The organism is Alteribacillus persepolensis (genome assembly GCF_900099605.1).
GTDB lineage: Bacteria > Bacillota > Bacilli > Bacillales > Marinococcaceae > Alteribacillus > Alteribacillus persepolensis.
The window spans coordinates 617,444-642,697 of sequence record NZ_FNDK01000001.1 but is presented as its reverse complement, the minus strand read 5'-3'; the positions used below and the strand labels follow the sequence as shown (position 1 = coordinate 642,697).

At 41.7% G+C, this 25,254-nt stretch carries 26 protein-coding genes and 1 riboswitch; of the genes, 25 read left to right on the top strand and 1 reads right to left on the bottom strand.

The annotated features are described in order from the left end of the window. Nucleotides 1-78: 78 nt before the first annotated feature. Together cimA and trpB are read left to right on the top strand one after the other, a co-directional pair. On the top strand, nt 79-1,704 hold the full coding sequence (gene cimA / locus BLT18_RS03120) for a citramalate synthase (protein ID WP_091271072.1): 1,626 nt from the start codon (nt 79-81) through the stop codon (nt 1,702-1,704). Between the two features lie 21 nt (nt 1,705-1,725). Then, nucleotides 1,726-2,895, top strand: a complete 1,170-nt coding sequence (trpB, locus tag BLT18_RS03115) for a tryptophan synthase subunit beta (RefSeq protein WP_091271070.1) — start codon at nt 1,726-1,728, stop codon at nt 2,893-2,895. A gap of 63 nt (nt 2,896-2,958) precedes the next feature. Here the strand turns inward: trpB and uppP are convergent, their stop codons facing one another. Next, on the bottom strand, nt 2,959-3,792 hold the full coding sequence (uppP, locus tag BLT18_RS03110) for an undecaprenyl-diphosphatase UppP (protein ID WP_091271068.1): 834 nt from the start codon (nt 3,790-3,792) through the stop codon (nt 2,959-2,961). A 205-nt stretch (nt 3,793-3,997) separates the two neighbouring features. Between uppP and BLT18_RS03105 the strand changes: the two genes are divergently transcribed. The 23 genes from BLT18_RS03105 to BLT18_RS02995 all read left to right on the top strand — a co-directional run bounded on the left by BLT18_RS03105 (nt 3,998) and on the right by BLT18_RS02995 (nt 25,239). Further along, nucleotides 3,998-4,522: a TlpA family protein disulfide reductase gene (locus BLT18_RS03105; protein ID WP_091271066.1), complete on the top strand. Its 525-nt coding sequence runs from the start codon at nt 3,998-4,000 to the stop codon at nt 4,520-4,522. 20 nt (nt 4,523-4,542) lie between these two features. Next, nucleotides 4,543-5,646, top strand: a complete 1,104-nt coding sequence (locus BLT18_RS03100) for a DUF3866 family protein (protein WP_091271063.1) — start codon at nt 4,543-4,545, stop codon at nt 5,644-5,646. Between the two features lie 22 nt (nt 5,647-5,668). Next, entirely contained in the window at nt 5,669-6,211 is a 543-nt protein-coding gene (locus BLT18_RS03095) for an NUDIX hydrolase (protein ID WP_091271061.1), read from the top strand. A gap of 86 nt (nt 6,212-6,297) precedes the next feature. Then, nucleotides 6,298-6,936 (top strand): stage II sporulation protein M, encoded by a 639-nt coding sequence (gene spoIIM, locus BLT18_RS03090; protein ID WP_091271059.1) that lies wholly within the window; start codon nt 6,298-6,300, stop codon nt 6,934-6,936. Nucleotides 6,937-7,048: 112 nt separating this feature from the next. Next, complete coding sequence (gene fur / locus BLT18_RS03085) at nt 7,049-7,537, top strand: ferric iron uptake transcriptional regulator (RefSeq protein ID WP_091271170.1); 489 nt, start codon at nt 7,049-7,051, stop codon at nt 7,535-7,537. A gap of 268 nt (nt 7,538-7,805) precedes the next feature. Further along, nucleotides 7,806-7,991, top strand: a complete 186-nt coding sequence (locus BLT18_RS03080) for a DUF4227 family protein (RefSeq protein WP_175487348.1) — start codon at nt 7,806-7,808, stop codon at nt 7,989-7,991. Between the two features lie 14 nt (nt 7,992-8,005). Then, on the top strand, nt 8,006-8,893 hold the full coding sequence (xerD, locus tag BLT18_RS03075; RefSeq protein ID WP_091271056.1) for a site-specific tyrosine recombinase XerD: 888 nt from the start codon (nt 8,006-8,008) through the stop codon (nt 8,891-8,893). A gap of 34 nt (nt 8,894-8,927) precedes the next feature. Next, nucleotides 8,928-10,121: a phosphopentomutase gene (gene deoB, locus BLT18_RS03070; RefSeq protein ID WP_091271054.1), complete on the top strand. Its 1,194-nt coding sequence runs from the start codon at nt 8,928-8,930 to the stop codon at nt 10,119-10,121. A gap of 24 nt (nt 10,122-10,145) precedes the next feature. Continuing rightward, nucleotides 10,146-10,961 (top strand): purine-nucleoside phosphorylase, encoded by an 816-nt coding sequence (locus BLT18_RS03065; protein WP_281242328.1) that lies wholly within the window; start codon nt 10,146-10,148, stop codon nt 10,959-10,961. Between the two features lie 2 nt (nt 10,962-10,963). After that, nucleotides 10,964-11,788 (top strand): purine-nucleoside phosphorylase, encoded by an 825-nt coding sequence (locus BLT18_RS03060; protein WP_091271053.1) that lies wholly within the window; start codon nt 10,964-10,966, stop codon nt 11,786-11,788. 106 nt (nt 11,789-11,894) lie between these two features. After that, nucleotides 11,895-13,196: a pyrimidine-nucleoside phosphorylase gene (locus BLT18_RS03055; RefSeq protein ID WP_091271051.1), complete on the top strand. Its 1,302-nt coding sequence runs from the start codon at nt 11,895-11,897 to the stop codon at nt 13,194-13,196. A gap of 516 nt (nt 13,197-13,712) precedes the next feature. After that, nucleotides 13,713-14,891, top strand: a complete 1,179-nt coding sequence (locus BLT18_RS03050; protein ID WP_091271168.1) for a D-alanyl-D-alanine carboxypeptidase family protein — start codon at nt 13,713-13,715, stop codon at nt 14,889-14,891. A 134-nt stretch (nt 14,892-15,025) separates the two neighbouring features. Next, on the top strand, nt 15,026-15,376 hold the full coding sequence (spoIIAA, locus tag BLT18_RS03045; protein WP_091271049.1) for an anti-sigma F factor antagonist: 351 nt from the start codon (nt 15,026-15,028) through the stop codon (nt 15,374-15,376). A 2-nt stretch (nt 15,377-15,378) separates the two neighbouring features. After that, a complete protein-coding gene (gene spoIIAB, locus BLT18_RS03040) occupies nt 15,379-15,819 on the top strand; it encodes an anti-sigma F factor (RefSeq protein WP_091271048.1) in 441 nt (146 codons plus the stop codon). A gap of 11 nt (nt 15,820-15,830) precedes the next feature. Next, complete coding sequence (gene sigF / locus BLT18_RS03035; RefSeq protein WP_091271047.1) at nt 15,831-16,580, top strand: RNA polymerase sporulation sigma factor SigF; 750 nt, start codon at nt 15,831-15,833, stop codon at nt 16,578-16,580. 97 nt (nt 16,581-16,677) lie between these two features. Next, entirely contained in the window at nt 16,678-17,322 is a 645-nt protein-coding gene (locus tag BLT18_RS03030; RefSeq protein ID WP_091271045.1) for a stage V sporulation protein AA, read from the top strand. After that, nucleotides 17,283-17,705: a stage V sporulation protein AB gene (locus tag BLT18_RS03025; protein ID WP_091271043.1), complete on the top strand. Its 423-nt coding sequence runs from the start codon at nt 17,283-17,285 to the stop codon at nt 17,703-17,705. The genes BLT18_RS03030 and BLT18_RS03025 overlap by 40 nt, the downstream gene beginning before the upstream one ends. A 39-nt stretch (nt 17,706-17,744) precedes the next feature. Then, on the top strand, nt 17,745-19,280 hold the full coding sequence (locus BLT18_RS03020; RefSeq protein WP_281242325.1) for a spore germination protein: 1,536 nt from the start codon (nt 17,745-17,747) through the stop codon (nt 19,278-19,280). Between the two features lie 116 nt (nt 19,281-19,396). Then, nucleotides 19,397-20,716, top strand: coding sequence for a diaminopimelate decarboxylase (gene lysA, locus BLT18_RS03015; protein ID WP_091271042.1), 1,320 nt, complete (start codon nt 19,397-19,399; stop codon nt 20,714-20,716). A gap of 73 nt (nt 20,717-20,789) precedes the next feature. Next, nucleotides 20,790-21,227, top strand: a complete 438-nt coding sequence (locus tag BLT18_RS03010) for a peptidylprolyl isomerase (protein ID WP_091271040.1) — start codon at nt 20,790-20,792, stop codon at nt 21,225-21,227. A 655-nt stretch (nt 21,228-21,882) separates the two neighbouring features. Beyond that, nucleotides 21,883-22,033: riboswitch (FMN riboswitch) on the top strand. Nucleotides 22,034-22,253: 220 nt separating this feature from the next. Next, the gene (ribD, locus tag BLT18_RS03005) at nt 22,254-23,336 is read left to right on the top strand and encodes a bifunctional diaminohydroxyphosphoribosylaminopyrimidine deaminase/5-amino-6-(5-phosphoribosylamino)uracil reductase RibD (protein WP_091271039.1); all 1,083 of its coding nucleotides are present in this window, start codon (nt 22,254-22,256) and stop codon (nt 23,334-23,336) included. Between the two features lie 11 nt (nt 23,337-23,347). Next, a complete protein-coding gene (locus BLT18_RS03000; RefSeq protein WP_091271032.1) occupies nt 23,348-23,998 on the top strand; it encodes a riboflavin synthase in 651 nt (216 codons plus the stop codon). A 47-nt stretch (nt 23,999-24,045) separates the two neighbouring features. After that, nucleotides 24,046-25,239 carry a bifunctional 3,4-dihydroxy-2-butanone-4-phosphate synthase/GTP cyclohydrolase II gene (locus BLT18_RS02995; protein WP_091271164.1) on the top strand — a complete coding sequence of 398 codons (1,194 nt, stop codon included), beginning with the start codon at nt 24,046-24,048 and terminating at the stop codon, nt 25,237-25,239. Nucleotides 25,240-25,254: the final 15 nt, after the last annotated feature.

Below are 25,254 nucleotides of genomic sequence, written 5' to 3'. Positions count from 1 at the left end.
AAACGAACAGAGTAGTATGTTGTGTGATAATAGACAATAAATAATAGAAATTACAGAACGTAAAGTGGGGGAATGGCAGTGGCAGCGCAAGTGAAGTTGTATGATACAACATTACGTGATGGAACACAAGGAGAGGGGATCAGCCTTTCAGTTGATGATAAATTGAAAATCGCCGAAAAGCTAGACCAGATGGGTGTTCATTATATTGAAGGCGGTTGGCCGGGAAGCAACCCAAAAGATATGAATTTTTTTGAACGTGCCAAAGACTTATCGTTGCAGCAAGCTGTCATTACAGCATTTGGAAGTACACGAAGACCTGATTTTAAAGCCGAAAATGACCCTAACTTGCAGCGTATTCTAGACAGCGGTGTAAAGGCAGCGGCAATTTTTGGAAAAACATGGGACTTTCATGTAACAGAAGCACTTCAGACAACACTAGAAGAAAACGTCAACATGATTTATGATTCTGTCTATTTTCTAAAAGAGAACGGAATAGAAGTCATTTTTGATGCAGAACATTTTTTTGACGGCTATAAACATAATGCCAGATATGCCATAGAGACGATTAAAGCGGCGGAAGAAGCCGGAGCTGACTGTGTAGCGTTATGTGATACAAATGGCGGCTCATTGCCTGGTGAAATTGCTTCGATTGTAAAGGAAGTAAAAAAGCATGTTACAATTGAAGTCGGTATTCACTGCCATAATGACGGGGAACTTGGAGTGGCAAATACGCTAGAAGCTGTCAATGCAGGTGCAGTACATATACAAGGTACCATCAATGGTTATGGTGAACGCTGCGGTAATGCCAATCTGATTTCTGTAATTCCTAATTTGCAGTTGAAAATGGGGATACAATGTGTAACAGACAATCAATTAAAACAATTAACAGAAGCGTCCAAATATATTCACGAATTGGCGAACCAAATTCCACCGAACAGTCAGCCATTTACCGGGAAGAGTGCATTTGCGCATAAAGGCGGGATGCATGTTAGTGCTGTGCTGAAACATCCTGAAACCTACGAGCATATTGAGCCTGAACAAATAGGCAATGAACGGCGTGTGCTTGTCTCTGAATTAGCAGGTCAAAGCAACTTGTTATTTAAAGCAGAAGAACTAGGCCTTTCTCTTGATAAGAAAGACCCAGCAGTGAAAGAAACGATCGAAAAAATGAAAGCAATGGAGCACAAAGGATATCAGTATGAGGCAGCAGAAGCGTCGTTTGAGCTGCTGATTCGCAACGGCATGGGAGAAGATCACGACTATTTTCAGCTTGATCATTTCAAAATTATTACGCATAAAGAAAAAGACGGGGATTTTACGACAGAAGCTGTGGTGAAAGTTAATATTCAAGGCCAAAGTGTGATGACAGCGGCAGAAGGGAACGGACCAGTCAATGCATTAGACCATGCTTTGCGTAAAACGATTGGAGAATACTATCCACTTATCCAAGAGATGTATTTGTCGGATTATAAAGTTCGTGTGTTAGATGAAGCGGAGGCTACAGCATCAAAAGTCAGAGTGTTAATTGAGTCTTCGGATGGAAAAGATACATGGAGCACAATCGGGGTATCAGGAAATATCATTGAAGCCAGCTGGCATGCGTTAGTGGACAGCATTCGGTATTATTTTATGAAACAGCAACATCAGCTCAAACGTGCAGAGCCGATAGCTTCTATACCTAATGCAGGTGTAAAAAATCACTAATCAAAAGGGCGGGAAATAAACATGACACAAGAATTTACTCAACCAAACAAGCCAGGCTATTTTGGAGAATTCGGCGGCTCTTTTGTTCCCGAACAATTGCAGTCTGTACTCAAGCGCCTTGAAGACGCATTTTATACGTATAAAGATGATCCTTCTTTTATAGAGGAGTATCAATACTATTTACGAGAATATGTAGGAAGAGAAAATCCACTTACTTATGCGGAACGTTTAACCAAAAAGTTAGGCGGAGCGCGAATTTATTTGAAAAGAGAAGATTTAAATCATACGGGCGCTCACAAAATTAATAATACAGTTGGCCAAATTCTCCTGGCTAAAAAAATGGGAGCACATCGGGTGATTGCTGAAACTGGTGCTGGGCAGCACGGGGTAGCGACGGCGACAGCTTGTGCGATGATGAACATGGAATGTACGATTTACATGGGAGCGGAGGACGTTAGAAGACAGGAGCTGAATGTCTTTCGCATGGAGCTTCTAGGTGCGAAGGTTGTTTCTGTTGCCACTGGCGGCGGACGGCTGAAAGCAGCAGTGGACGAAGCGTTGAATGATTTAGTAAAAAATTATGAATCAACTTTCTATCTTTTAGGTTCTGCGGTTGGGCCGCACCCTTATCCAACAATTGTTCATCACTTTCAATCCGTAATTAGTGAAGAGTCAAAGAGACAGGTGATGGAAAGAGAAGGGCGTCTGCCTGACGCAGTTGTTGCTTGTGTAGGCGGGGGAAGCAATGCGATTGGGGCGTTTTCGGCATACGTCAATGATGAAAGCGTACGTCTAATTGGGGTAGAGCCAGTCGAAGCAGCGACGCTGACTAAAGGAAAACCTGCTGTGTTGCACGGATTTCAAAGTTTGTGTCTGCAGGATGAAGAAGGGAACCCGCTTCCGACTGATTCTATTGCGGCAGGACTTGATTACCCTGGTGTTGGTCCAGAGCATAGTTATTTAAAACAAACCGGTCGAGCGGAATACGTTACCATAACGAAACAGCAAGTGCTGGATGCATTTCAAGAGTTATCGAAAACGGAAGGGATTATACCGGCACTTGAAAGTGCTCATGCAGTGGCACATACAGTGAAATTGGCGCCGGCGTTAGGTGAAAATGATATTATTGTTGTTAATCTTTCTGGACGTGGAGATAAAGACGTAGCCGAAGTCAAAAAGATGCTTGAGTAAGAAAAAGTGCCCACCGCCAGTGTGTGTATAAACTGGTTCGGGCACTTTTTGCTATCCAATCATTTATTCTGTTTGTATCGTCGCAGCCGGATCAACTAATGTCACAACAAGAATAGCCAGCAAAAAACAGTATAGAGCAAAATAGATTAAACGGCCTTTGTTTAAAAAGTTAATCAACCAGACAATACCAATCCACGATGTAATAAAAGAAGCAACAAGAGCAATAATAAGCGGCATTGTTCCTATTGAAGCGAGAGATCCAGTACGTAGGTCATCAAAAGCAAGGACAGATGAACCTAGGATAACAGGAATGGATAGTAAAAATGAAAAGCGGACTGCTGTTGGTCTGTTTAAGCCTGCATATAATGCGGCAATCAATGTGCTGCCTGAACGTGAGATGCCCGGGAGAACCGCCAATGTTTGCGCTAATCCGACAATAACAGCATCGAATACGTTCATTTCTTTTTCGGTTCGGTCTCCAATTTTATGGTAGCGCTCAATTAAAATTAAAAAGAACCCGGTAACAGTAAGAGACGCAGCGATAAAAGCAGGTGTTTTAATTGTTTCTGCCAGCACGTCCTCTAACATAATTCCTAACAATCCGGTAATAATGGTAGCAATGACAATATAAATAGCGAAAAAGAATTCGGGGCGGTCTTCCCGGCGCTTTTGTGTAATATAGCGGAAAAATGCTTGAATCAATTGAATAATATCGCGGCGGAAATACAATACAACGGCAACAATCGATCCTATATGAAGAATAACTTCAAAGGAAAGGCCAGGAAATGAATAGCCGAATAACAGCTGAGCAATAACGATATGTGCGGTACTAGAAATGGGCAGAAATTCAGCAATTCCCTGGACTACTCCAAAGATAAAAGCTTCGACAATACTCATATGTTTTCACTCCTCGTACATAATGACAATCATACTTTTAAATGCCTCTAGTAAGTGTAGCAAAACCGTCAGAGTCTGGAAAGAAAATTTTGTCACACATACGCATGTCTCAAAAAGCGTTCACAAATTATGACAGAAGCTGCTAGGATAAACGCGTACAATGGAAAATAGGCAGTTTTTTTAACGAACGGGAGGTGACTATTCGATGAAACAAAAACATATCACAATCACCGCTGTGTGTATTGCACTCGTTGTGATTGGCTACATTGTTTATTCCAACTTCGCCAGCGAAAATGCGGGCAATGAAGAAGGAGATACAGCAATTGATTTTACTCTGCCTTCATATAATGGAGAAGACCTTACTCTTTCTTCCTATGAAGGAAATGTTGTTATTATGAATATGTGGGCTTCGTGGTGTGAGCCATGCACAGACGAGATTCCTGCTTTAATAGACTTTCATCATGCTTATCGTAATAAAGGTGTGGTCGTGCTTACCATTAACATGAATTCATATGAAACCGATCAAAAAGACGCGAAACAATTTGTAGAGGAGTTCAATATGACACAAACTCCGGCCATGATTGATGAAGAAGGCGACATAGCAGAAATGTATAGTATACAATATTTGCCGACAACATTTATTATTGATAGAGATGGAACCATTGCTAGAAAAGTTGCCGGTGAGGTTGATTTCGAACGTTTGGAAACTATCGTGCAAGACTATTTGTAATCGTCAATAGAGTGCCAGTCATGCCAAAAGAGGTGACAAAACACGTGTATGAAGAGAAAACAGTGCAAGTAAAAAAAATCATCGCAGAAGATGCTTGGATACAAAAATTAGAGACCGATGGAGGAGCGCAGCGGGCTGTTTTATACAAATCCTGCAATATGCGGGTCAACGAAACGGAAAAAATTAAAGTCAATACAACGGCAGATAAATTAAAGTTAGGAACAGGCGGATGGGATATTGTTGTTTCTTCCCTTGAAACAGAGGGAAAGCAAGCGGGAGATGGACATATTATGAAAGCGCGCTACACTTCCAGTCAGCATAGCGTGTATGCTGTCGATGACCCTATGCATCCCGATCATTCTATTTTTCAGCGCCCTTTCACACTTCACCGCCGGAGCGTGCTGCTGGCGGAGCTGCACAGTATGCTGCCAGTATTGTTAGGTGCGTTGTTTTTACAAAATGAAAACCAGCAAGTAGGTATTGTATTATCTGATGAAGCAGCTTTGCCAGCTGGTTTAAGCGATCATATGAGAAGGTGGAAAGATGACTCCAGAGTACACGTTGTGACGACTGGACAAGCGTTTGGCGGCACCGAGGAAGCTGTAACAATTCCGAATGCTTTGCAGTGGCTCGTCTTAAAAAAGGATGTCGATGTGCTCATTATTTCGATGGGGCACGGAACCGTTGGCACGAATACACCTTATGGGTTTAGCGGAATGGCACTGGCAAGCTGGGCAAATACAGTAGGTGCTCTAGAAGGAGAACCTGTGTGGATACCAAGAATTTCGTTTCATGAACGAAGACAGCGCCACCAAGGGCTCAGCCATCACACGATTACCCCTTTACAGCGTTTCACATACGCTCCATCTACTCTTGTACTGCCATTGTTACACCCGCAATATATGGAAAAACTGCACTGTCAAACCATGCCGCTTCAATGTTTGAATCATTTCCACATGGTTTCACTAGATGTAGAGGCACTGACAGCACTGTGGCTGCAACGGTATAAAACAGAAAAACACGTAATCCGCACGATGGGGATGAATGTTGATAAAAATCTTGAATTTGTGAAAGGGATTCTTTCCGCTGTGAAATATAGTCAAACAGACACCTGTCAACAGTAATGAAAGATATGGAGGAATCGCGATGGATTTTACGGAAAAAACAATAAATAAACAATCTTTGTACCAAGGCAAAATCATTGATGTCAATCTTCATGATGTAACACTTCCAAATGGAAAAACGAGTAAGCGTGAAATTGTAAACCATCCAGGCGCTGTGGCTTTAATTTGTGTGACAGAGGAGAAGAAGCTTGTCATGGTAAGACAGTACCGCAAAGCGTTGGAAAAAGAAATTGTTGAAATACCAGCAGGCAAATTAGAAAAAGGAGAAGACCCAGAAGACACGGCAAAAAGAGAGCTCGAAGAAGAAACAGGTTATCAAACAGATTATTTAAAGAAGGTTGCCTCCTTTTATACATCTCCAGGATTTGCTGATGAGTTAGTACATCTTTTTGAAACTGGAACGCTGACAGAAGGCAAGGCTGCAACCGATGAAGACGAGTTCGTGGAAGTGATAGAAGCAACAATAGAAGAGGCAGAGAAAATGATAGAAACAGAGGAGATTCATGATGCAAAAACGATGTTTGCTGTGCAGTACATAAAGCAGAAGCTGTCTAGCACACGTTAATGGACAGTTTGTTTGATGGAGTAATAGAACAGCCTCTCTTTTCATAGAGTATAACATGTCCTACTTATGAGGGAGGCAAGTGTGCCATGTTTCAAACGATGTCTTTGCTAATACAGAAACATTGGTTTGAATATCGCTCTTTCTATTGGTTTTCGCTTATTTTATTATTTATGGGAATTGTTTTTGGTGCCGTGATGGTAAACAGTTTATCACTCGGCTTGAAAAATGATCTTTATCACTATTTGCAGCAGTTTCTCACACAATTTCAATCAGGAACAGATATTACGCCTAAGCACATCTTTTTGCAAAGCATCTCTCATCATGCCGGCTATGTTGGTTTAATGTGGGTGCTTGGTTTATCGGTTGCCGGTGTGCCGTTTATTTTGATTTTATTGTTTTTAAAAGGCGTGGTAGCTGGTTTTACGATTGGATTTTTAGTGCAGCAAATGGGAAGCAGCGGTTTTTTTCTAGCGTTTGCCTCCATTTTGCCGCAAAATATTATCGTTATTCCAGCGTATATAATAATGGCTGTCACATCAGTTGGAATTTCATTGAGTATCATTAAACATTTATTTAAACAAACGCGCACAACACCTGTGCCTGCTGTCATATTACGGTCCCTGGTTATATCAGGAGCTATTTTGTTATTGCTTGGCGCAGCAGCGGCCATTGAGGGATTTTTGTCTCCGGTGATGATGAAAAATGTTCTTGAATGGACCACTTGATATTATCAATTTATAATAATTCTAATTTGATTTTTATTATTATTATTATTTGACACTGCTCCCAACTGTCATTATAATAAAAACGTAGCCGCTTATCAGGGGGAGGGTCATGATGGAGCAACGAATTGAACGTATTAAAAAACAACTTCATTCTCAAAGTTACAAACTTACACCCCAGCGGGAAGCGACTGTGAGAGTGTTATTAGAACATGAAGAAGACCATTTAAGCGCAGAAGACGTTTATTTGCTTGTGAAAGAAAAAGCTCCTGAAATTGGATTAGCAACGGTTTATCGAACATTGGAACTTCTGAACGAACTAGAAGTTGTAGATAAAATCAATTTTGGAGACGGCGTTTCTCGGTATGATTTGAGAAAAGAAGGAGCCGATCACTTTCATCATCATCTTGTATGCATCGAGTGTGGTTCGGTAGACGAGATTCAAGAGGATTTATTAGGTGATGTAGAAAAGGTAGTAGAAAAAGACTGGAATTTTAAAATTAAAGACCATCGTTTAACGTTCCATGGAATCTGCCACCGCTGCCAAGAAGAAAGTGGCTCCAATAACAAAGAACATAAAGAATCAAATCAACATGTACGTTAAAACCTTTTCGTTAGAAGAGGTTTTTTTGTTTGGATTCACGTACTGTTTCTATTGCGGTGAAAGAGCAGTAGTGTACATGTGATCATAAGAACATATATCCAAGAAGGAGGAAGATATGCCCGGTAAAAGCAAAAAAGCTGGCAGGTGCATCGTTCATCCGTTATACAGCTGAATACTTCTGCCAGAGAATACCGCTGATGGCGTATATAATCAACCAATTTTGTCATAGATAATGGATAGTTATCATGAATCAAAGGAGCGTTATGCGGTGGAAAAATGGGTAATGTACAGCATAGAAACGATGAAAATATTTATTGTGTTTATCGTGTGCCTTTTCGCATTTTATTATGGTATTCTATGGTTAAGTGACAGTTATGAAGCTGATGAACGTTTGAATCAGCCAGAGAAGAATTTTGAAGAAGTACAGGGTACTCTTCGTTTAGAGGGAACTTAAAAGGGGGAAGGGTTTTGTACAATGACATATCTGACTTCCTGCATTATTGCCAAGTAGAAAAAGGTTTATCAGATAACACTATTCATTCGTACAAGCGGGATTTGTCTCACTATGCTTTTTATTTAGAGGAAAAAGACATAACCGACAGTGCTCAGATTGAGCGGCCGGTCATTATCGACTTTCTCTACTACCTGAAAGAGCAAGGACGCCAGCCGGCAACTATTGCAAGAATGATTTCTTCCATAAGAGCATTTCACCAATTTTTGTTAAGAGAACAGCGGGTCGTAAAAGACCCTTCTGAGCTCATTGAAATGCCAAAAGGGGAAAAAAAGCTTCCTGATGTCCTTTCCATGAAGGAAATCGAAAAACTGTTAACTGCTGCTGATGGCACGACTGCTTTTGCACTTCGAAATAAAGCAATGTTGGAATTAATGTATGCTACCGGTTTAAGAGTAACAGAACTTTGTGAATTAAAAGTTGGAGATATTCATTTGCAAATGGGATTTGTCCATTGTTTAGGAAAAGGTAATAAAGAAAGAATTATCCCGTTAGGAAATATTGCACAAGAAGCGCTGGAGCGATACATACAAAAAGGACGCCCGCAATTATTGAAAAAGAAACAACATGACATTTTGTTTGTGAATCATCATGGCAATCAACTGTCCAGACAAGGATTTTGGAAAATATTAAAGACCGCTTCTGCAAAAGCTAATATTCATAAGAAATTAACTCCTCATACTCTCCGCCATTCATTTGCTACTCACCTGTTGGAAAATGGTGCTGATTTAAGGGCTGTACAAGAAATGTTAGGGCATGCAGATATTTCTACGACACAAATATATACGCACGTGTCTAATCACAAACTAAAAGATGTTTACCTTCAGTTTCATCCAAGAGCGTAACAATACTAAATAATAAAGAGGAAGGTGTTATAACATGCCAGACTATCCGTTTAAGCGTATGTTTATTATTGTCATGGATTCGGTTGGTATCGGCGAAGCCCCTGATGCAGAAGAATACGGTGATAAAGGAGCCGACACATTAGGACACATTGCTGAAGAAATGAATGGATTGACGATGCCAAATATGGAAAAGCTGGGGCTTGGCAACATTAAACGGGCGAAAGGTATACATCCTGCAGAAAGGCCGTCTGCTCATACCGGAGTGATGCAAGAAGCCTCGCACAGTAAAGATACTATGACAGGGCACTGGGAAATCATGGGCCTTCACATTAAAGAGCCTTTCCGTACATTTCCAAATGGATTTCCAGATGAATTAATAACAAAGTTAGAAGAAGCGGCTGGACGCAGCGTGATTGGTAATAAGGTGGCATCTGGTACAGAAATTATTAAAGAGCTTGGGCCGCAACATATGGAAACAGGAGACATCATTGTTTATACATCCGCAGATTCTGTTCTTCAAATTGCTGCTCATGAAGATGTTGTTCCTGTTGAAGAGCTGTATGATATATGTAAGAAAGCACGGGAAATGACATATGAAGCTCCATACATGATAGGCAGAGTGATAGCCCGGCCGTTTATCGGGGAGCCAGGTGCGTTTGAAAGAACAGCAAACCGCCACGATTATGCACTAAAGCCGTTTGGACGCACAGTGATGAATAATATTCAAGATGCTGGCCTTGACAGCATCTCGATTGGGAAGATTAGTGATATTTATGACGGTGAAGGTATTACGGAATCACTAAGAACGAGTTCGAATGATGATGGTATGGATAAAATTGTCCAAACGGCACGCAAACATTTTACAGGGACATGTTTTTTAAATTTAGTTGATTTTGATGCAAAGTTTGGCCACCGAAGAGATCCTATTGGTTATGGCAAAGCATTAGAAGCATTTGATGAAAGGCTGCCTGAATTGCTGCAGGAGTTAACAGATGATGATGCGTTGATTATTACAGCTGATCACGGCAATGACCCGGTTCATCATGGTACTGATCATACAAGAGAGCTGGTGCCTTTGTTCGTTTATACGCCTCGTTATCAACCGGGCAGTGATTTAGGGAAAAGGCAGACATTTGCAGATATTGGTGCGACTGTAGCGGATAATTTTAGTGTGAATCTTCCAGATAACGGAATAAGTTTTTTGAAAGATATTATAAAAGAGGGATGATACGCCGTGACAACAGAACATCTAATCGATGACGCAAAAGAGATGCTAGAAGAAAAAATTAACGAGAAGCCAAAAGCAGGTTTGGTGTTAGGGTCTGGTTTAGGCGTCCTGGCAGAAGATATCGAAGACGCTGTAAAAGTGCGCTATGAAGATATTCCAGGATTTCCTGTATCTACAGTTGAGGGGCATGCAGGCCAGCTTGTTTTCGGACGCCTCCAGGGAGTGCCTGTTGTCAGCATGCAAGGCAGGTTTCATTATTATGAAGGATATACATTACAAGAGGTAACTTTTCCAATTCGAGTGATGAAAGCATTGGGAGTCGATACGTTATTGGTAACTAATGCTGCAGGCAGTGTAAATGAATCATTTGCGCCTGGGCAATTAATGCTTATTAAAGACCATATTAATTTACAGGGAGACAATCCGCTTATCGGAAAAAATGATGAAAGGACAGGGCCGCGTTTTCCTGATATGTCTTCTGCTTATACTCCTGCGTTAATGGAAAAAGCAAGAGAAGCTGCTAAAAAACAAAATATATCTCTTCAAGAAGGCGTATATGCAGCCAATACTGGACCTAATTATGAAACACCTGCAGAGGTGAAGATGATTCGTACGATGGGTGCTGATGCTGTTGGGATGTCAACGGTTCCGGAAGTAGTAACAGCTGTGCATGGCGGCATGAAGGTACTCGGTATTTCCTGTTTGTCTAATATGGCTGCAGGAATTTTGGATCAACCGTTAAGTCATGATGAAGTAATAGAAACAACAAATAAAGTAAAAGAAGACTTTTTAGCGCTTATGAAAGAAATTTTACTTGTCATTGGCAAGGGGGAGGCATAGAAATGGAAAGTATTGGAGTGAAGACAGCAGAAGCAGCTGGATATTTAGAAGAAAAAATAACGGAGAAGCCGCAAATAGGGCTGATTTTAGGATCTGGTTTGGGAGATCTGGCGGAGGAAGTGGAAGGGGCAGTCAAGGTCGAATACAGTGCCATTCCTCATTTTCCTGTTTCGACTGTTGAAGGCCATGCGGGCAGATTAGTTATGGGGAAACTTAAAGGAAAAAGCGTTGTGGCGATGCAAGGCCGTTTTCATTACTACGAAGGGTATTCGATGCAAGAAGTAACATTTCCGGTTCGGGTCATGAAAGAACTTGGTATTGAAACGTTAGTGGTGACAAATGCTTGCGGCAGTCTGACAACATCTTTTCAGCCGGGAGATTTAATGATTATTGACGATCACATTAATATGACGGGCGCTAATCCGTTAATTGGAAAAAATGATGAAAAACTGGGCCCGCGCTTTCCCGATATGAGCCAGGCATACGACAGGACCTTGCAGCAAACGGCGTTGAATGCAGCGAAAACATTAGGATTTTCTTTGCAAAAAGGGGTCTACACTGGTATTTCTGGGCCGTCCTTTTCAAGTGCTGCTGAATTAGTCATGCTGCGTCGTTTAGGAGGAGATGTTGTCGGAATGTCAACCGTTCCGGAAGTTATTACAGCTCGTCACGCTGGTTTAAATGTGCTTGGTATCTCTTGCATTACAGATATGGCAGTTGGTGAGGAGATAGAAGGAATTTCACACGAAGAAGTGATGGAAACGGCCAGCAAAACAAAGCCGCGTTTTATGGCACTCGTTAAACAAATTTTAGAAACAATGGAATGATAGCGGAGAAAGCACTGCTGAACGTGACAGCAGTGCTTGTTTGCCCTGTTTTCTTACGTCATGAATAGGGGTGCACAGCAAAAATTGGAAAGGAGCATACGCCCGCATGAGAATGGTAGATATTATCGCCAAAAAACGAGACGGACACATTCTCTCAAAAGAAGAAATTCAATGGTTTGTGGAAGGTTATACAAACGATGATATTCCCGATTATCAAGCTTCTGCCTTTGCGATGGCATTATATTTTCAAGGCATGACACAAGAGGAAGCTGCAGCATTGACATTTGCAATGGCTGCTTCAGGCGATCAGCTGGATTTATCGAAAGTAGAAGGAGTGAAGGTGGACAAGCACTCTACGGGTGGCGTAGGTGATAAAACGACATTGATTTTAGGCCCTTTAGTGGCGTCTATTGGTGTCCCGGTAGCTAAGATGTCTGGACGAGGACTCGGTCATACGGGAGGAACGATTGATAAATTGGAATCGTTTCAAGGTTTAAAAACCGAACTGTCACAGCAAGAATTTATTCGGTTAGTCAACGAAAATAAAATTGCTGTGGCTGGTCAAAGCGGCAATCTCACTCCTGCTGATAAAAAATTGTATGCATTGCGCGATGTTACTGCAACGGTAGATTCTATTCCTCTTATCGCCAGTTCTGTGATGAGTAAAAAAATTGCTGCGGGAGCAGATGCGATTGTCTTAGACGTAAAAGCAGGTTCTGGTGCTTTTATGGACAATGTACAAGATGCAAAGAAGTTAGCTGAGGCTATGGTGAGGATAGGAAACTCACTTGACCGAAAGACGATGGCGATTATTTCTAATATGGATGAGCCTCTCGGCCGTTATGTAGGGAATGCCTTGGAAGTGAAAGAGGCGGTGGAAACGTTAAAAGGAAATGGACCGAAAGACCTGCATGAATTAAGTGTAACGCTGGCCGCGCACATGGCTGTATCAGCCGGAAAGGCAGCAAACGAAAAGGAAGCAGGACGAATGCTTGAAAAAGTGATTGCTGATGGCAGCGCGGTTCAAAAAATGAAACAATTTGTACAAAGCCAAGGCGGCGACGCAAGCGCAGTAGATCATCCCGAAATGCTCCAAACAGCAGCGGTAAAGCAGGACGTGACAGCAGACAAAGCAGGATACGTCCAAGCAATTCATGCAGCTGATATTGGAAAGGCGGCGATGATGTTAGGAGCAGGCCGGACGACAAAAGAAGACGTCATTGATCATACAGCGGGCATAGAGCTCCACAAAAAAGTCGGCAGCCATGTGGAAAAAAATGAAACCATTGCCACGCTGTACACGAGTAATAAGGAAACAGCAGCAGTAGAACAGATGGTACAAAACGCCTACACTATTGGAGAAAATTCGATAACGGCACCAACGTTGATTTATGATACTATTCGATAGAAAACGTTCAATCATTATATCCCAAAAAGCCCGGCCACGGCCGGGTTTTTTGTTTGTCACCTGTTACAAATGGACGTTATGTACTTAACGATATAGTTATCGGTGCGACAAGCGGCAGTACCTGTGGGAAAAGCATGAACCAGTAAACAAGCGAGGCATACAGCTTATTACATCTCAAAAAAAGTTGCTGTGACAAACATTTTTCAAAGGGACCGCTGGCAAAACAACAACAGCATGTCATAGAACACTTATGGTTAGAGACGTGTACATAGTTCTGTTAAGCATATACAAAAAACGCTAAAGGGTCAGTAATAAAGCTGAATGTCTCTAGAACTTTTGGACATTTATATTTTCTATGAGTGAGTGTATCAGAAAAATTATGATATTCCCGTTACCCCTTGATGATCAGCCAAGTTTTTTTAGTGAGAGAACACGGTTAGAAAATAATGGTATATACAAAGAAAATAATGGAAAAAATATAATTATCATCATGGGAGGTGTCTGGTATTGGTAAATATGACAGCGGGAATAAAAACCAGTTTAATTTGGGCAATGTCGCTGATTCTATTGATACATGTACAGTCTGTGTCTGCGAACGAACAGAAAGAGGAAACTGATGTCGGTGAAGAGGCAAAGTCAGCAATTATTATGGAAATGGACACAGGAGAGGTATTATACAAAAAAAATGAAAATGAGAAACTGCCTCCAGCGAGTATGACCAAAATCATGACGATGCTTCTTGTCATGGAGGCGTTAGAACGAGAAGACATTACATTAGATGAGCAGGTAACAGCGAGTGAGCATGCCGCGTCGATGGGCGGTTCGCAAATCTTTTTAGAAGAAGGCGAACAAATGACCGTTCATGAGCTGCTGAAAGGTGTTGCGGTGGCTTCTGGAAATGATGCGTCCGTGGCACTTGCTGAACACATATCCGGATCAGAAGAAAAGTTTATTAAGCAAATGAACGAGAAAGCAAAAGAATTGGAACTGAAACACACCCACTTCTCCAATACGACGGGGTTGTCTACTGATAATCATTATACAACAGCGAAGGACTTGGCGGTTATCAGCCAAGCATTGCTGGAACACGAAAAAGTCTTAGAATATACGAGCATTTACGAGGATTATTTGCGTCAAGGTACAGATAATGAATTTTGGCTCGTTAACACCAATCGTTTAGTCAAACATTATAAGGGAGTAGATGGTTTAAAAACAGGGTATACCTCTGAAGCGAAATACAATTTAACTGCTACTGCCAAGCGAGATGGTATGCGGGTGATTACAGTCGTGATGGGAGCAGAAACACCAAAAGAAAGAAATCGAATCACCACGAAAATGCTGGATTATAGCTTTTCTCATTACAATAAACACGTATTAGCCAAAAAAGGTGATCAGCTGGCAATGCTTCCTGTAGAAAAGGGGAAAAACAATGATGCAGCGGTTACGATTGATAAAGATGCAGCAGTGGTGCTGCCAAAAGGACAAGACATCAAAAATATTGAGCAACGGCCAAAGACCATGGAGAAGATCACAGCTCCTGCCGACAAAGGAACAAAAGCAGGTGTAATGGAATTTTATGATGGAGATAGGAAGCTGGCTGAAATAGAACTTGTGTTAGCAGAAGATGCCCCATCCGCCAGCTGGTATGTGTTGTTTAAACGAACACTGTCTCGCTTAACCGGCCAGTTGTCGTAAACATGCCAGCTGTAGCAAAATCATGCTTCTTTTACCGAATGAACACTAGTTTTGTCATCCGTAAAGGAAAATAATAAAACAGAGCGAATCTTTCATTAACCAATCGATAACTACTGTTGAGGGGGGAAGTTACGATGAGTTTAGTGGTGAATCTTGAACAAATTGATGAGGTGTTATGTATACGGTTGAAAGGAGAGCTTGATCATCACTCCGCTAGACAGCTGCGCAGCCAAGTGGATAATCATTTAGAAAGTCATCATGCGCAGCATATTGTATTAAATTTAGAAGAGCTTGTGTTTATGGACAGTTCAGGGATTGGAGTTATCTTAGGACGGTATAAACAAGTGAGCAAAATGGGAGGAGAAATGGTCGTGTGTTCCATATCCACACCAGTCAAGCGTTTATTTGAGCTGTCGGGTCTGTTTAAGATTTTGCGTTTGGAAAGCCAAGAGGCCGATGCATTACGAAAACTGGGGGTGGCGTAATCATGAAAAATGAGATGAAATTGGAATTCTCCGCGGTGAGTGAGAATGAATCATTTGCAAGAGTGAGTGTTGGAGCCTTTGCCGCGCAGGTTGACCCAAACATGGATGAGTTGACAGAGCTGAAAACTGTAGTATCCGAAGCAGTGACTAATTCGATTATACACGGATATAACGAAAATCCGAATGGGACCATTACCATTATGGTGAAACTGGATGCAGAAATGATTGAGTTAACCGTAAAAGATAATGGTATTGGAATGGAAGATATCGATAAAGCCAAAGAGCCATTGTATACGTCAAAACCGGAATTAGAACGTTCTGGCATGGGTTTTACGATTATGGAAAACTTTATGGACGAAGTAGAAGTCATTTCAAATCCTGGTACAGGCACAACGGTGTACTTAAAAAAACGTCTTGCTAAAAGCAGATCACTTTGTAATTAAGGAGAGTCTGTATGGATGTAAAATTAAAAAAGCACCAGCCTCTTCAAGATGACAAAGTACGTGAACTTATTAAAAAAAGCCAGCAAGGAGATGAGCTGGCTAGAGAAGAGATCGTTCACAGCAACACCAGGCTGGTCTGGTCGGTGGTACAACGGTTTATTAATCGTGGGTATGAAGCCGAAGATCTGTTTCAAATCGGCGTTATCGGTTTAATTAAGTCCGTCGACAAATTTGATTTATCATATGATGTGAAGTTTTCTACGTACGCCGTTCCCATGATTATCGGAGAAATCCAGCGTTTTATCCGTGACGACGGTACGGTAAAAGTTAGTCGTTCGTTAAAAGAATTAAACAATAAAGTACGTAAAGTAAAAGAGGACTTAACAAAATCATTAGGAAGAGTTCCGGCTCTGCAAGAAATTGCTGAAGCAATGGATCTGCCGGTGGAAGAAATTGTGTTTGCCACAGAAGCAACGCGCAGTTTGTCTTCCCTGCATGAAACGGTTTATGAAAATGATGGCGATCCAATTACGCTAATGGACCAAATCGCTGACCAAGGAGATACGAAGTGGTTTGATCAAATCGCTTTAAAAGAAGTGGTCGAACAGCTCGAGGAACGAGAACGTTTGATTGTGTATTTACGATACTACAAAGATAAAACACAATCAGAAGTGGCAAAAAGGCTGGGAATATCACAAGTCCAAGTCTCCCGGCTCGAAAAGCGGATTCTGCATAAGATGAAAAGCCAGCTGTCTGAATAGACAGCTGGCTTTTTGTGCGTTCATCTTTCCTGCTCAGCAAGGTGAAGTATGATTCCTTTCATTTCGTTCATACTAAACGAAAGAGGAGGGTCACACGATGCCTCAAAAAATATATATGCAGTTATATGCTGGAATCACGGCTCAAGAAGGTCAGGATATATACTTAAAAGATGTTGCCCGGCTTGAGGGAGAAGAGAATGAATTAGCATCGTTGATGAACTTGCGCCTTTATCGTCTCAGCCGGAAAGATAAAACCCATGTTGTTTTAGATTTATTAACAATCTTAAGAGAAATTCATACAGAATATCCGGATATAGACCTTGTCGTTATTGGACCCGAGCAAACGGTTGTTGAAATAGAAATAAAAAAGAAAGTAATATCTCCACTTATGCTGGTATTTGTGTGGTTTTTGCTGTTTATTGGGGCAGCACTTGCTATTATGAACTTTCACGAGGATGTCAGCATGCTGCAAGTACACCAAAAATTATACGCGCTTATTACCGGTACAGAGCTTGAACAGCCCCTGCTTTTGCAAATACCGTATTCGATTGGTCTTGGTCTTGGAATGATATTATTTTTTAACCATGTGTTCAAAAAGAGAATTAATGAAGAGCCCAGCCCGCTTGAAATTGAGATGTTTCACTACCAGAAAGACATTGAAAAGTACATCAGTGATACAGAATCCGACCGGAGTTCAAAGTCTTGGCAGTCGAAGCATTATTCGCAGTCTTCATCGGACTAAGCGGGGGACTGGCTGTTGGAAGCGGGTTTGTGGCTTTTATTTCTGTTTTAGGTATCATACCTCGATTGGTGCAGCTGACAAGAACAGATAAAGCAATTCAAGCATATGAGACAGCAGTCATTACTGGTGCTGTCATCGGTTCAATTGCTACGCTGCATGACATCAAAGGAGCGTTTCCAGAAATATTCACCATTCCAGTAGGCCTGTTTGCGGGAATGTTTGTCGGAATGCTGGCAGCAGCTTTAACGGAAGTGCTCAATGTATTCCCTATATTGGCACGACGGATAGGGATGGAGAAAAACATTATGGTACTTGTGATGGCAATTGTTGCTGGTAAGATTTTAGGTTCGCTGTTTCATTGGATCTTTTTTGTCACGTACTGAGCGCAAAAGAAAACAATGTATGGATTGGAGATTTGGTATATGATTCGACGTATGAAATGGAGACTCCGAAGTCTTCAACCTAATCATCACAAAAATAACCAAGCCGAAGGTCAAGGTGAAACACCGATTTCAAAGGATATTGAACTTAATGAAAAAATTTTAAAAGAGCGGCTTGGTATTGGAACAAGCTTTGATGTTGGTGTTAGAAAGCTGGATATTTTAGGAAAAGAGATTCAAATATATTTTGTCACCGGCCTTTGTGATATTGAATACATCATTGAAATTTTAAAAGAGCTCATGGATTTGGAAGCAAGACGCAGGAGAACCGATAATGTCAAAGAAGCGATTGAAAATCATCTAACTCATGTGCAGGTCGAATACAAAGAAACATTAGAAGATTGTATCGTCGAAATGTTATCGGGGCTTATATTTATTTTAGTAGAGGATGAAGACGAAGCATTTGTTATCGATGTGCGCAACTATCCGGGACGAGGGCCAGAAGAGCCGGATAATGAAAAAGTGATTCGCGGGGCAAGGGATGGGTATACAGAAAACATTATTGAAAATACAGGGCTGACGAGAAGGAGAATTAGAGATGAGCGGCTGCGTCATGAAATTATGCGTGTAGGCGTCCGCTCAAAAACGGACATTTGTATAGCTTATATTGACGGAATTGCCGATCCCAAGTTGGTCGATATTATAAAAAAAGAACTTGAAAACATTGAAGTGGATGGTCTGCCGATGGCGGAAAAAGTAGTGGAAGAATATATGGTTAATCAAGGGGGCAACCCATTTCCGCTCGTTCGGTACACCGAGCGTCCGGATGTCGCCGCCGTCCATTTGTTTGAAGGACACGTTGTAGTTATGGTGGATGCATCACCGAGTGTGATTATTACTCCAACGACGTTGTTTCACCATGTTCAACATGCAGAAGAATACCGGCAGGCTCCGTTTATTGGGACATTTGTCAAGTGGATTCGTTTTTTTGGGATGTTTGCATCTATCTTTATTCTGCCGTTGTGGCTTCTTATGGTTTTAGAACCAAATTTACTGCCGGATGAGTTAGCATACATCGGACCAAGTGAAGATGCGAATGTGTCAGAGTTTATGCAGATTTTTTTGGCAGATGTCGGTCTTGAATTATTACGAATGGCCGCTATTCATACGCCATCAGCTCTGACAACCGCACTTGGGCTGGTAGCAGCACTGTTGATTGGTGAAATTGCTATTGAAGTAGGATTGTTCACGTCTGAAGTTGTATTGTATGTCGCATTATCTGCCATTGGTTCATATGCTAACCCTAGTTATGAACTAGGCATTGCTTTTAAAATGATACGGTTGTTTTTACTAGTGGTGGTTGTAAGCTTTGGAAGCATTGGATTTGTGATAGCATGTACGGTGATTTTTCTGATGCTTGCCCGTATTCGTTCGCTTAACAAGCCGTACCTGTGGCCGTTCCTGCCTTTTGACGTACGCGAATTATGGCAGATTGCGATTCGGACAACGGTTCCAAATTTACGAAAGCGGCCAGCCATTGTTGATCCGCAGGATACAGTCAAGCAGGTATCAGAGTAAAGTGTTGAACGTGTTGTGTTCAACACTTTTCTTTTCGTGTTTTCCTCCTTTTTATAGAGAAGAAATGATGCTAAAATGTATACATTGATTTGTCGCAGATAAGGAGAGAACATGCCATGTATTTACACGGAACAAGTACAATTAATCAGCTCGGCCACTTGGAAATAGGCGGAGTTGATACAGTAGACATAGCTGGCCGGTTTGGAACACCGGTATATGTATATGATGTTGCATTGATTCGCGAACGCGCCCGCGGCTTTCAGCGAGCATTTGAACAAGCAGATGTAAAGTATCAAGTAGCTTATGCCAGTAAAGCGTTTAGCTGCATTGCGATGGTGCAGCTGGCTGATGAAATGGGGATGAGTTTAGATATAGTATCAAGCGGTGAACTTATGACTGCTAAGAAAGCTGGCTTTCCGATGGAGAGAGTCCATTTTCATGGCAATAATAAAAGCCCTGAGGAAATAGATTTGGCCCTGGATTTTGGCGTCGGATGCTTCGTTTTGGATAATTTTTATGAAGTGTCGCTGCTGCAGGAAAAAACATTGTCCAAAAATCAAAAAGTAGATGCACTAATTCGCACGACACCAGGGGTTGAAGCACATACGCATGAATATATTTCCACTGGCCAGGAAGATTCAAAATTTGGATTCGACTTAGCGAGCGGTCAAGCAGATAAAGTGATAAAAATGCTAAAAGATGATGCTTATATTCAGCTGCGCGGGGTCCACAGCCATATCGGCTCGCAAATTTTTGACACAAACGGCTTTGTACTAACGGTTGAAAAGCTGTTTTCCCAATTCACACGCTGGAAAGAGGAATATGATTTTGTGCCGGAAATTTTAAACGCGGGCGGCGGCTTTGGTATTCGGTATGTGGAAGGTGATGAACCACTTCCTCCTGAACATTACGTGGCCGATTTAGTAAAAGCTGTTAAGAAAGAGGCAGCAAAAGCAGACATGGCTGTGCCTGAGATTTGGATTGAGCCGGGCCGGTCTATTACAGGTGATGCCGGTACGACACTGTACACGGTTGGGTCCACAAAGGACATACCAGGAGTGAGAAGGTATTTATCTGTTGATGGCGGCATGACGGATAATATTCGTCCTGCTTTATATCAGGCGGAATATGAAGGGGTACTTGCCAACCGTGCTAATGAAACAGCTGCTGACACGTTTGCGGTAGCAGGAAAGTGCTGTGAAAGCGGCGATATGTTAATGTGGAAATTACCGCTTCCAGAAGTAGAGCACCGTGATATTTTAGCGGTATTTTGTACAGGTGCGTATGGATATTCGATGGCAAATAATTATAACCGCATTACAAGACCCCCGGTCGTTTTTGTAGAAGACAGCCAAGCAGATCTCGTTGTGAAAGGAGAGTCATTAGAAGATATTACAAAAAATGACCTTCCCTTTCGGTCAAAAGAACGTGTATAATCAAGTTTAAAGACACCTATGCTGGTAACATAGCGGCGAAAGAAATTTTGGAAGAAAAGAGTGTGAGAGTAGAATGAGCAAACGTGGTTACATTCAAATGGAAAATGGAGATAAAATAGAAATGGAATTTTATCCGAATGAGGCCCCGAACACAGTGGCCAATTTTGAAAAACTGGCAAATGACAGGTTTTATGATGGAGTGATTTTCCACCGCGTGATTCCCGGCTTTGTTGCTCAAGGGGGAGACCCAACAGGAACAGGAACGGGTGGAGCTGGTTATACCATTAAATGTGAAACAGAAGGTAATCCGCATAAACATGAAGCAGGTTCATTATCGATGGCTCATGCCGGAAAGGATACGGGTTCTTCCCAGTTCTTTATTGTGCATGAACCGCAGCCTCATTTAGACGGTGTTCATACTGTTTTTGGGAAAGTAACGAGCGGTATGGAAGAAGTATTAAATATCAAGCCAAATGATACGATGAAGGAAGTAAGAGTGTTTGACGAATAACATTGTGTCTTTAGCATGGACAACCTGACCTAATTTTTATTAGGTCAGGTTTTTAGCATGAACAGGAAGGCTGGTCTAAGTAATGTGTTATGGTGCAGGTGTTTCCAAATAAATCGGTATGCAAACAACAGCGGCGACGCACATTTCTTCAGGCATTTTTCTAAAATTTGTTCAACCTCCCCCGGCAGAACACCTTCTCTGGAACGATTAATATGATGGGCTGGGGTGTTGACGTTTTATGAATTGGCAGCTGTATCAGACGTTGATACTGAAACCTTTGCTAAAGCATCGATAGATTGACAAGCATGTGTTTAAATACAGATAATTAACATCTAAAAAAACAGAATATACAGAGTAGTAATAGTTTTTGCTTGCAAGTTAAGAAATAATATGAACAAATTGATTTTTGTGTGCAGTTATTCTTTCGGAAGGTGGTGGCTATGGAAGAAAAGGTCGGACATTGCTGTGATTGTCATAAAGAGATTTTTTGTTTAAATGGCTTTTTACATGGTGTGGTAGACGATCATAAAAACCTGTATTGCTTTGATTGTGCTGAACGAAAAAAGCCATAACGAACATGGGAGTTGACGATTTATGTAGAAAAGGATAAAATCAGTTTATACGATAGAATATTTATATAATGATGATAAAAAAACGGTGCCTTCGGGGTCGGGTGAAAGTCCCAACCGGCGGTGATAAAGCAAGAAGCAGCTTTTCAGTCCGTGACCCGTATCGGTTTTTCCTTTACGGTGGATCCGGTGCAATTCCGGAGCCGACAGTGACAGTCTGGATGGGAGAAGGACAGCCGTGTTCAAGCTTAGTCATACAAAAGCCTAGGGACACGTGTATCTTTTTACGTGTCGGTAGCATAAAAGTAGATGGCAATCCTTTCACATGTAAAGGTTTATTTGAGCACGTATGTTGACCCTGAAGAAACCTTGTTTTCTTGAGGGTTTTTATTATGGACAGACAAGAAAATTCTTCTAATATATGTATCGTTGCTGGAAGAAAAGAGGCGTTTTGCTGATGATAGATAAAGAACATATGCGATTGGCTCTGCAGATGGCTCGACAAACCAAAGGCCAAACATCCCCTAACCCTGTTGTTGGAGCAGTTGTTGTAAAAAACGGAAGAGTTTGCGGATTTGGAGCGCACTTAAGAGCAGGTGAAGAGCATGCGGAAGTTCACGCTTTAAACATGGCTGGAGATGAAGCAGACGGAGCAACCATTTATGTCACACTAGAGCCGTGCAGCCACTACGGAAAAACCCCTCCTTGTGCTGATTTGATTATTGAAAAAAACATTAAACGAGCTGTTATTGCAACAGAAGATCCTAATCCTGAAGTGGCAGGGACCGGCATTCAAAAACTAAAAGACGCAGGTATAGAGGTGAGCGTAGGGATAGAGCGGGAAGCTGCTAATTGGTTAAATCGGTATTTTTTTCACTATATCCGAACGAACATCCCGTATGTCACCTTAAAAACAGCAGCATCTTTGGATGGCAAAACAGCGACCAAAACGGGCGAAAGCAAATGGATTACTGGAGAGCAGGCACGCGATGACGGCCACATTCTGCGTCATGAACATGATGCGATATTAGTTGGTGTGAATACTGTCCTAGAAGATGATCCTTCGCTGACAGCAAGAGCTTATAATGGAGGCATTCATCCGGTGCGAATTATTTTAGATCACCATTTAAAAACGCCTGTTCATGCTAATATGTTACGTGACAAAAAAGCACCGGTTTGGATTATCTGTTCGCCGGAAGCAGAAAGTTCTAGACGAAAGCAGTTAGAACAAGCAGGAGCCAAGCTGTTCCCGGTTTCTGCCGCTATTGATATACATGAAGTACTGCAGCTGTTAGGCAGCTTGAAGATTCAATCACTGTATGTAGAAGGCGGAGCTTCTGTTCATGGAAGTTTTTTAGAAGCTGGTGCTTTTCAGGAAGTTGTTAGTTATCTTGCGCCAAAATTGATTGGCGGGCATTCTGCTCCTTCTGTTATTGCAGGAAACGGCATCCGGGCTATGTCCGATGTCAGTGAACTGGAGATAGTCACATTAGAGCAGTTAGGTTCAGATATTAAAATCGTTGCGGTGCCAAAGAAATAGGAGTGAGGCAATTGTTTACAGGCATTATTGAAGAAAAAGCTGTTATCGAAAAAATGGAACAAACAAATAATGCAATGGTATTGACGATTCAGGCAAATACTATTATGAAAGACATCCATCTTGGGGATAGCATCTCTGTAAATGGCGTGTGTTTAACCGTTACTTCCATCGATGGTCATTGTTTTACGGTGGATGTCATGCCGGAGACGATGAAAGATACGAGTTTACGAATGTTAAAACAAGGCGCAGCGGTAAATGTTGAACGGGCGATGCCTGCTGACGGCCGGTTTGGCGGCCATTTTGTTTCAGGGCATGTTGATGCAACCGGGACCATTCGCACGATTACTCCCGTTGAAAATGCTTATTACATCACGATTGAATTGCCAAAAAATATTATGCCTTATATGATGGTGAAAGGCTCTGTAACAGTTGATGGAATCAGCTTGACTGTGTTTGGCGCAGATGCAGAGAACAATCTTTTGACAATTTCTATTATTCCGCACACATGGCAGGAAACAGTGTTGAGTGATAAGCATGCAGGTGATCCTGTAAATATCGAAACGGACATGTTGATGAAATACACAGAGCATCTGCTGCGGGCGGATAAGAAAAACGAGTCATCCATTACAACATCCACATTAAAAGAAAATGGCTTTATATAAACGGACTAATCGGAAAAGAGGGGTAGAAAATGGCACAGACAGAGCGAATTTTTGATCCAATTGAAGAAGCTATTTATGATTTGATTCAAGGAAAAGTAGTTATTGTGTGCGATGATGAAGACCGCGAAAATGAAGGAGATTTTGTCGCACTTTCTGAAAAAGTAACACCGGAGACAATTAATTTTATGATTACTCACGGACGTGGATTAGTATGTGCGCCGATTCTAGAAGACCGGGCTCAGCAGCTGGAATTGGTTCCGATGGTTGATCATAATACGGATCCGCACGGTACGGCCTTTACAGTTAGTATTGATCACCGCTCGACGACAACGGGAATATCAGCACATGAGCGTGCGGATACGATAAAAGCCATGCTGGATCCCAACAGCAAAAGTCATGATTTTAAACGCCCGGGCCATGTATTCCCTTTAATCGCTAAAAATGGCGGAGTTTTACGCCGTGCTGGACATACAGAGGCTTCGATTGACTTAGCCAGGCTCGCAGGAGCAGAACCGGCAGGAGTCATTTGCGAAATTATTAAAGACAATGGGGAAATGGCACGTGTCCCTGATTTAAGAATGATTGCCGATGAGCATGACTTAAAAATGATTACTATTAAAGATCTTATTCAATATCGCCATAAAAAAGATAAATTAGTCAAACGAGAAGCAGAAATCAAACTGCCGACAGATATTGGTGAATTTAAAGCGATTGGCTATACGTCTGTAGTGGATGACAAAGAAAGTGTTGCCCTTGTGAAAGGACAAATTAACCCCGGTGAGCCAACACTAGTGAGAGTACATTCTGAATGTCTGACAGGCGATGTGTTTGGGTCACACCGCTGCGATTGCGGGCCTCAGCTTCAGGCAGCACTGCAGCAGATTGAAAAAGAAGGCAAAGGCGTCTTATTGTACATGAGGCAGGAAGGACGAGGGATTGGCCTTATTAACAAAATGAAAGCCTATCAGCTTCAAGAAGAAGGTTATGACACAGTAGAAGCAAATGAAAAACTAGGATTTAAGCCGGATTTAAGGGATTACGGGATTGGCGCCCAAGTGCTAAGAGAACTTGGCGTTACAAAAATGCGGTTATTAACAAATAATCCAAGAAAAATTACAGGACTTAAAGGGTATGGCCTGGAAGTGGTAGAGCGTGTTCCATTACAACTTCCATATAACAAAGACAATGAAAAGTACATGCGTACAAAGTATGCCAAATTGGGACATATGCTGCACTTTTAAATATCGTAAAAAATA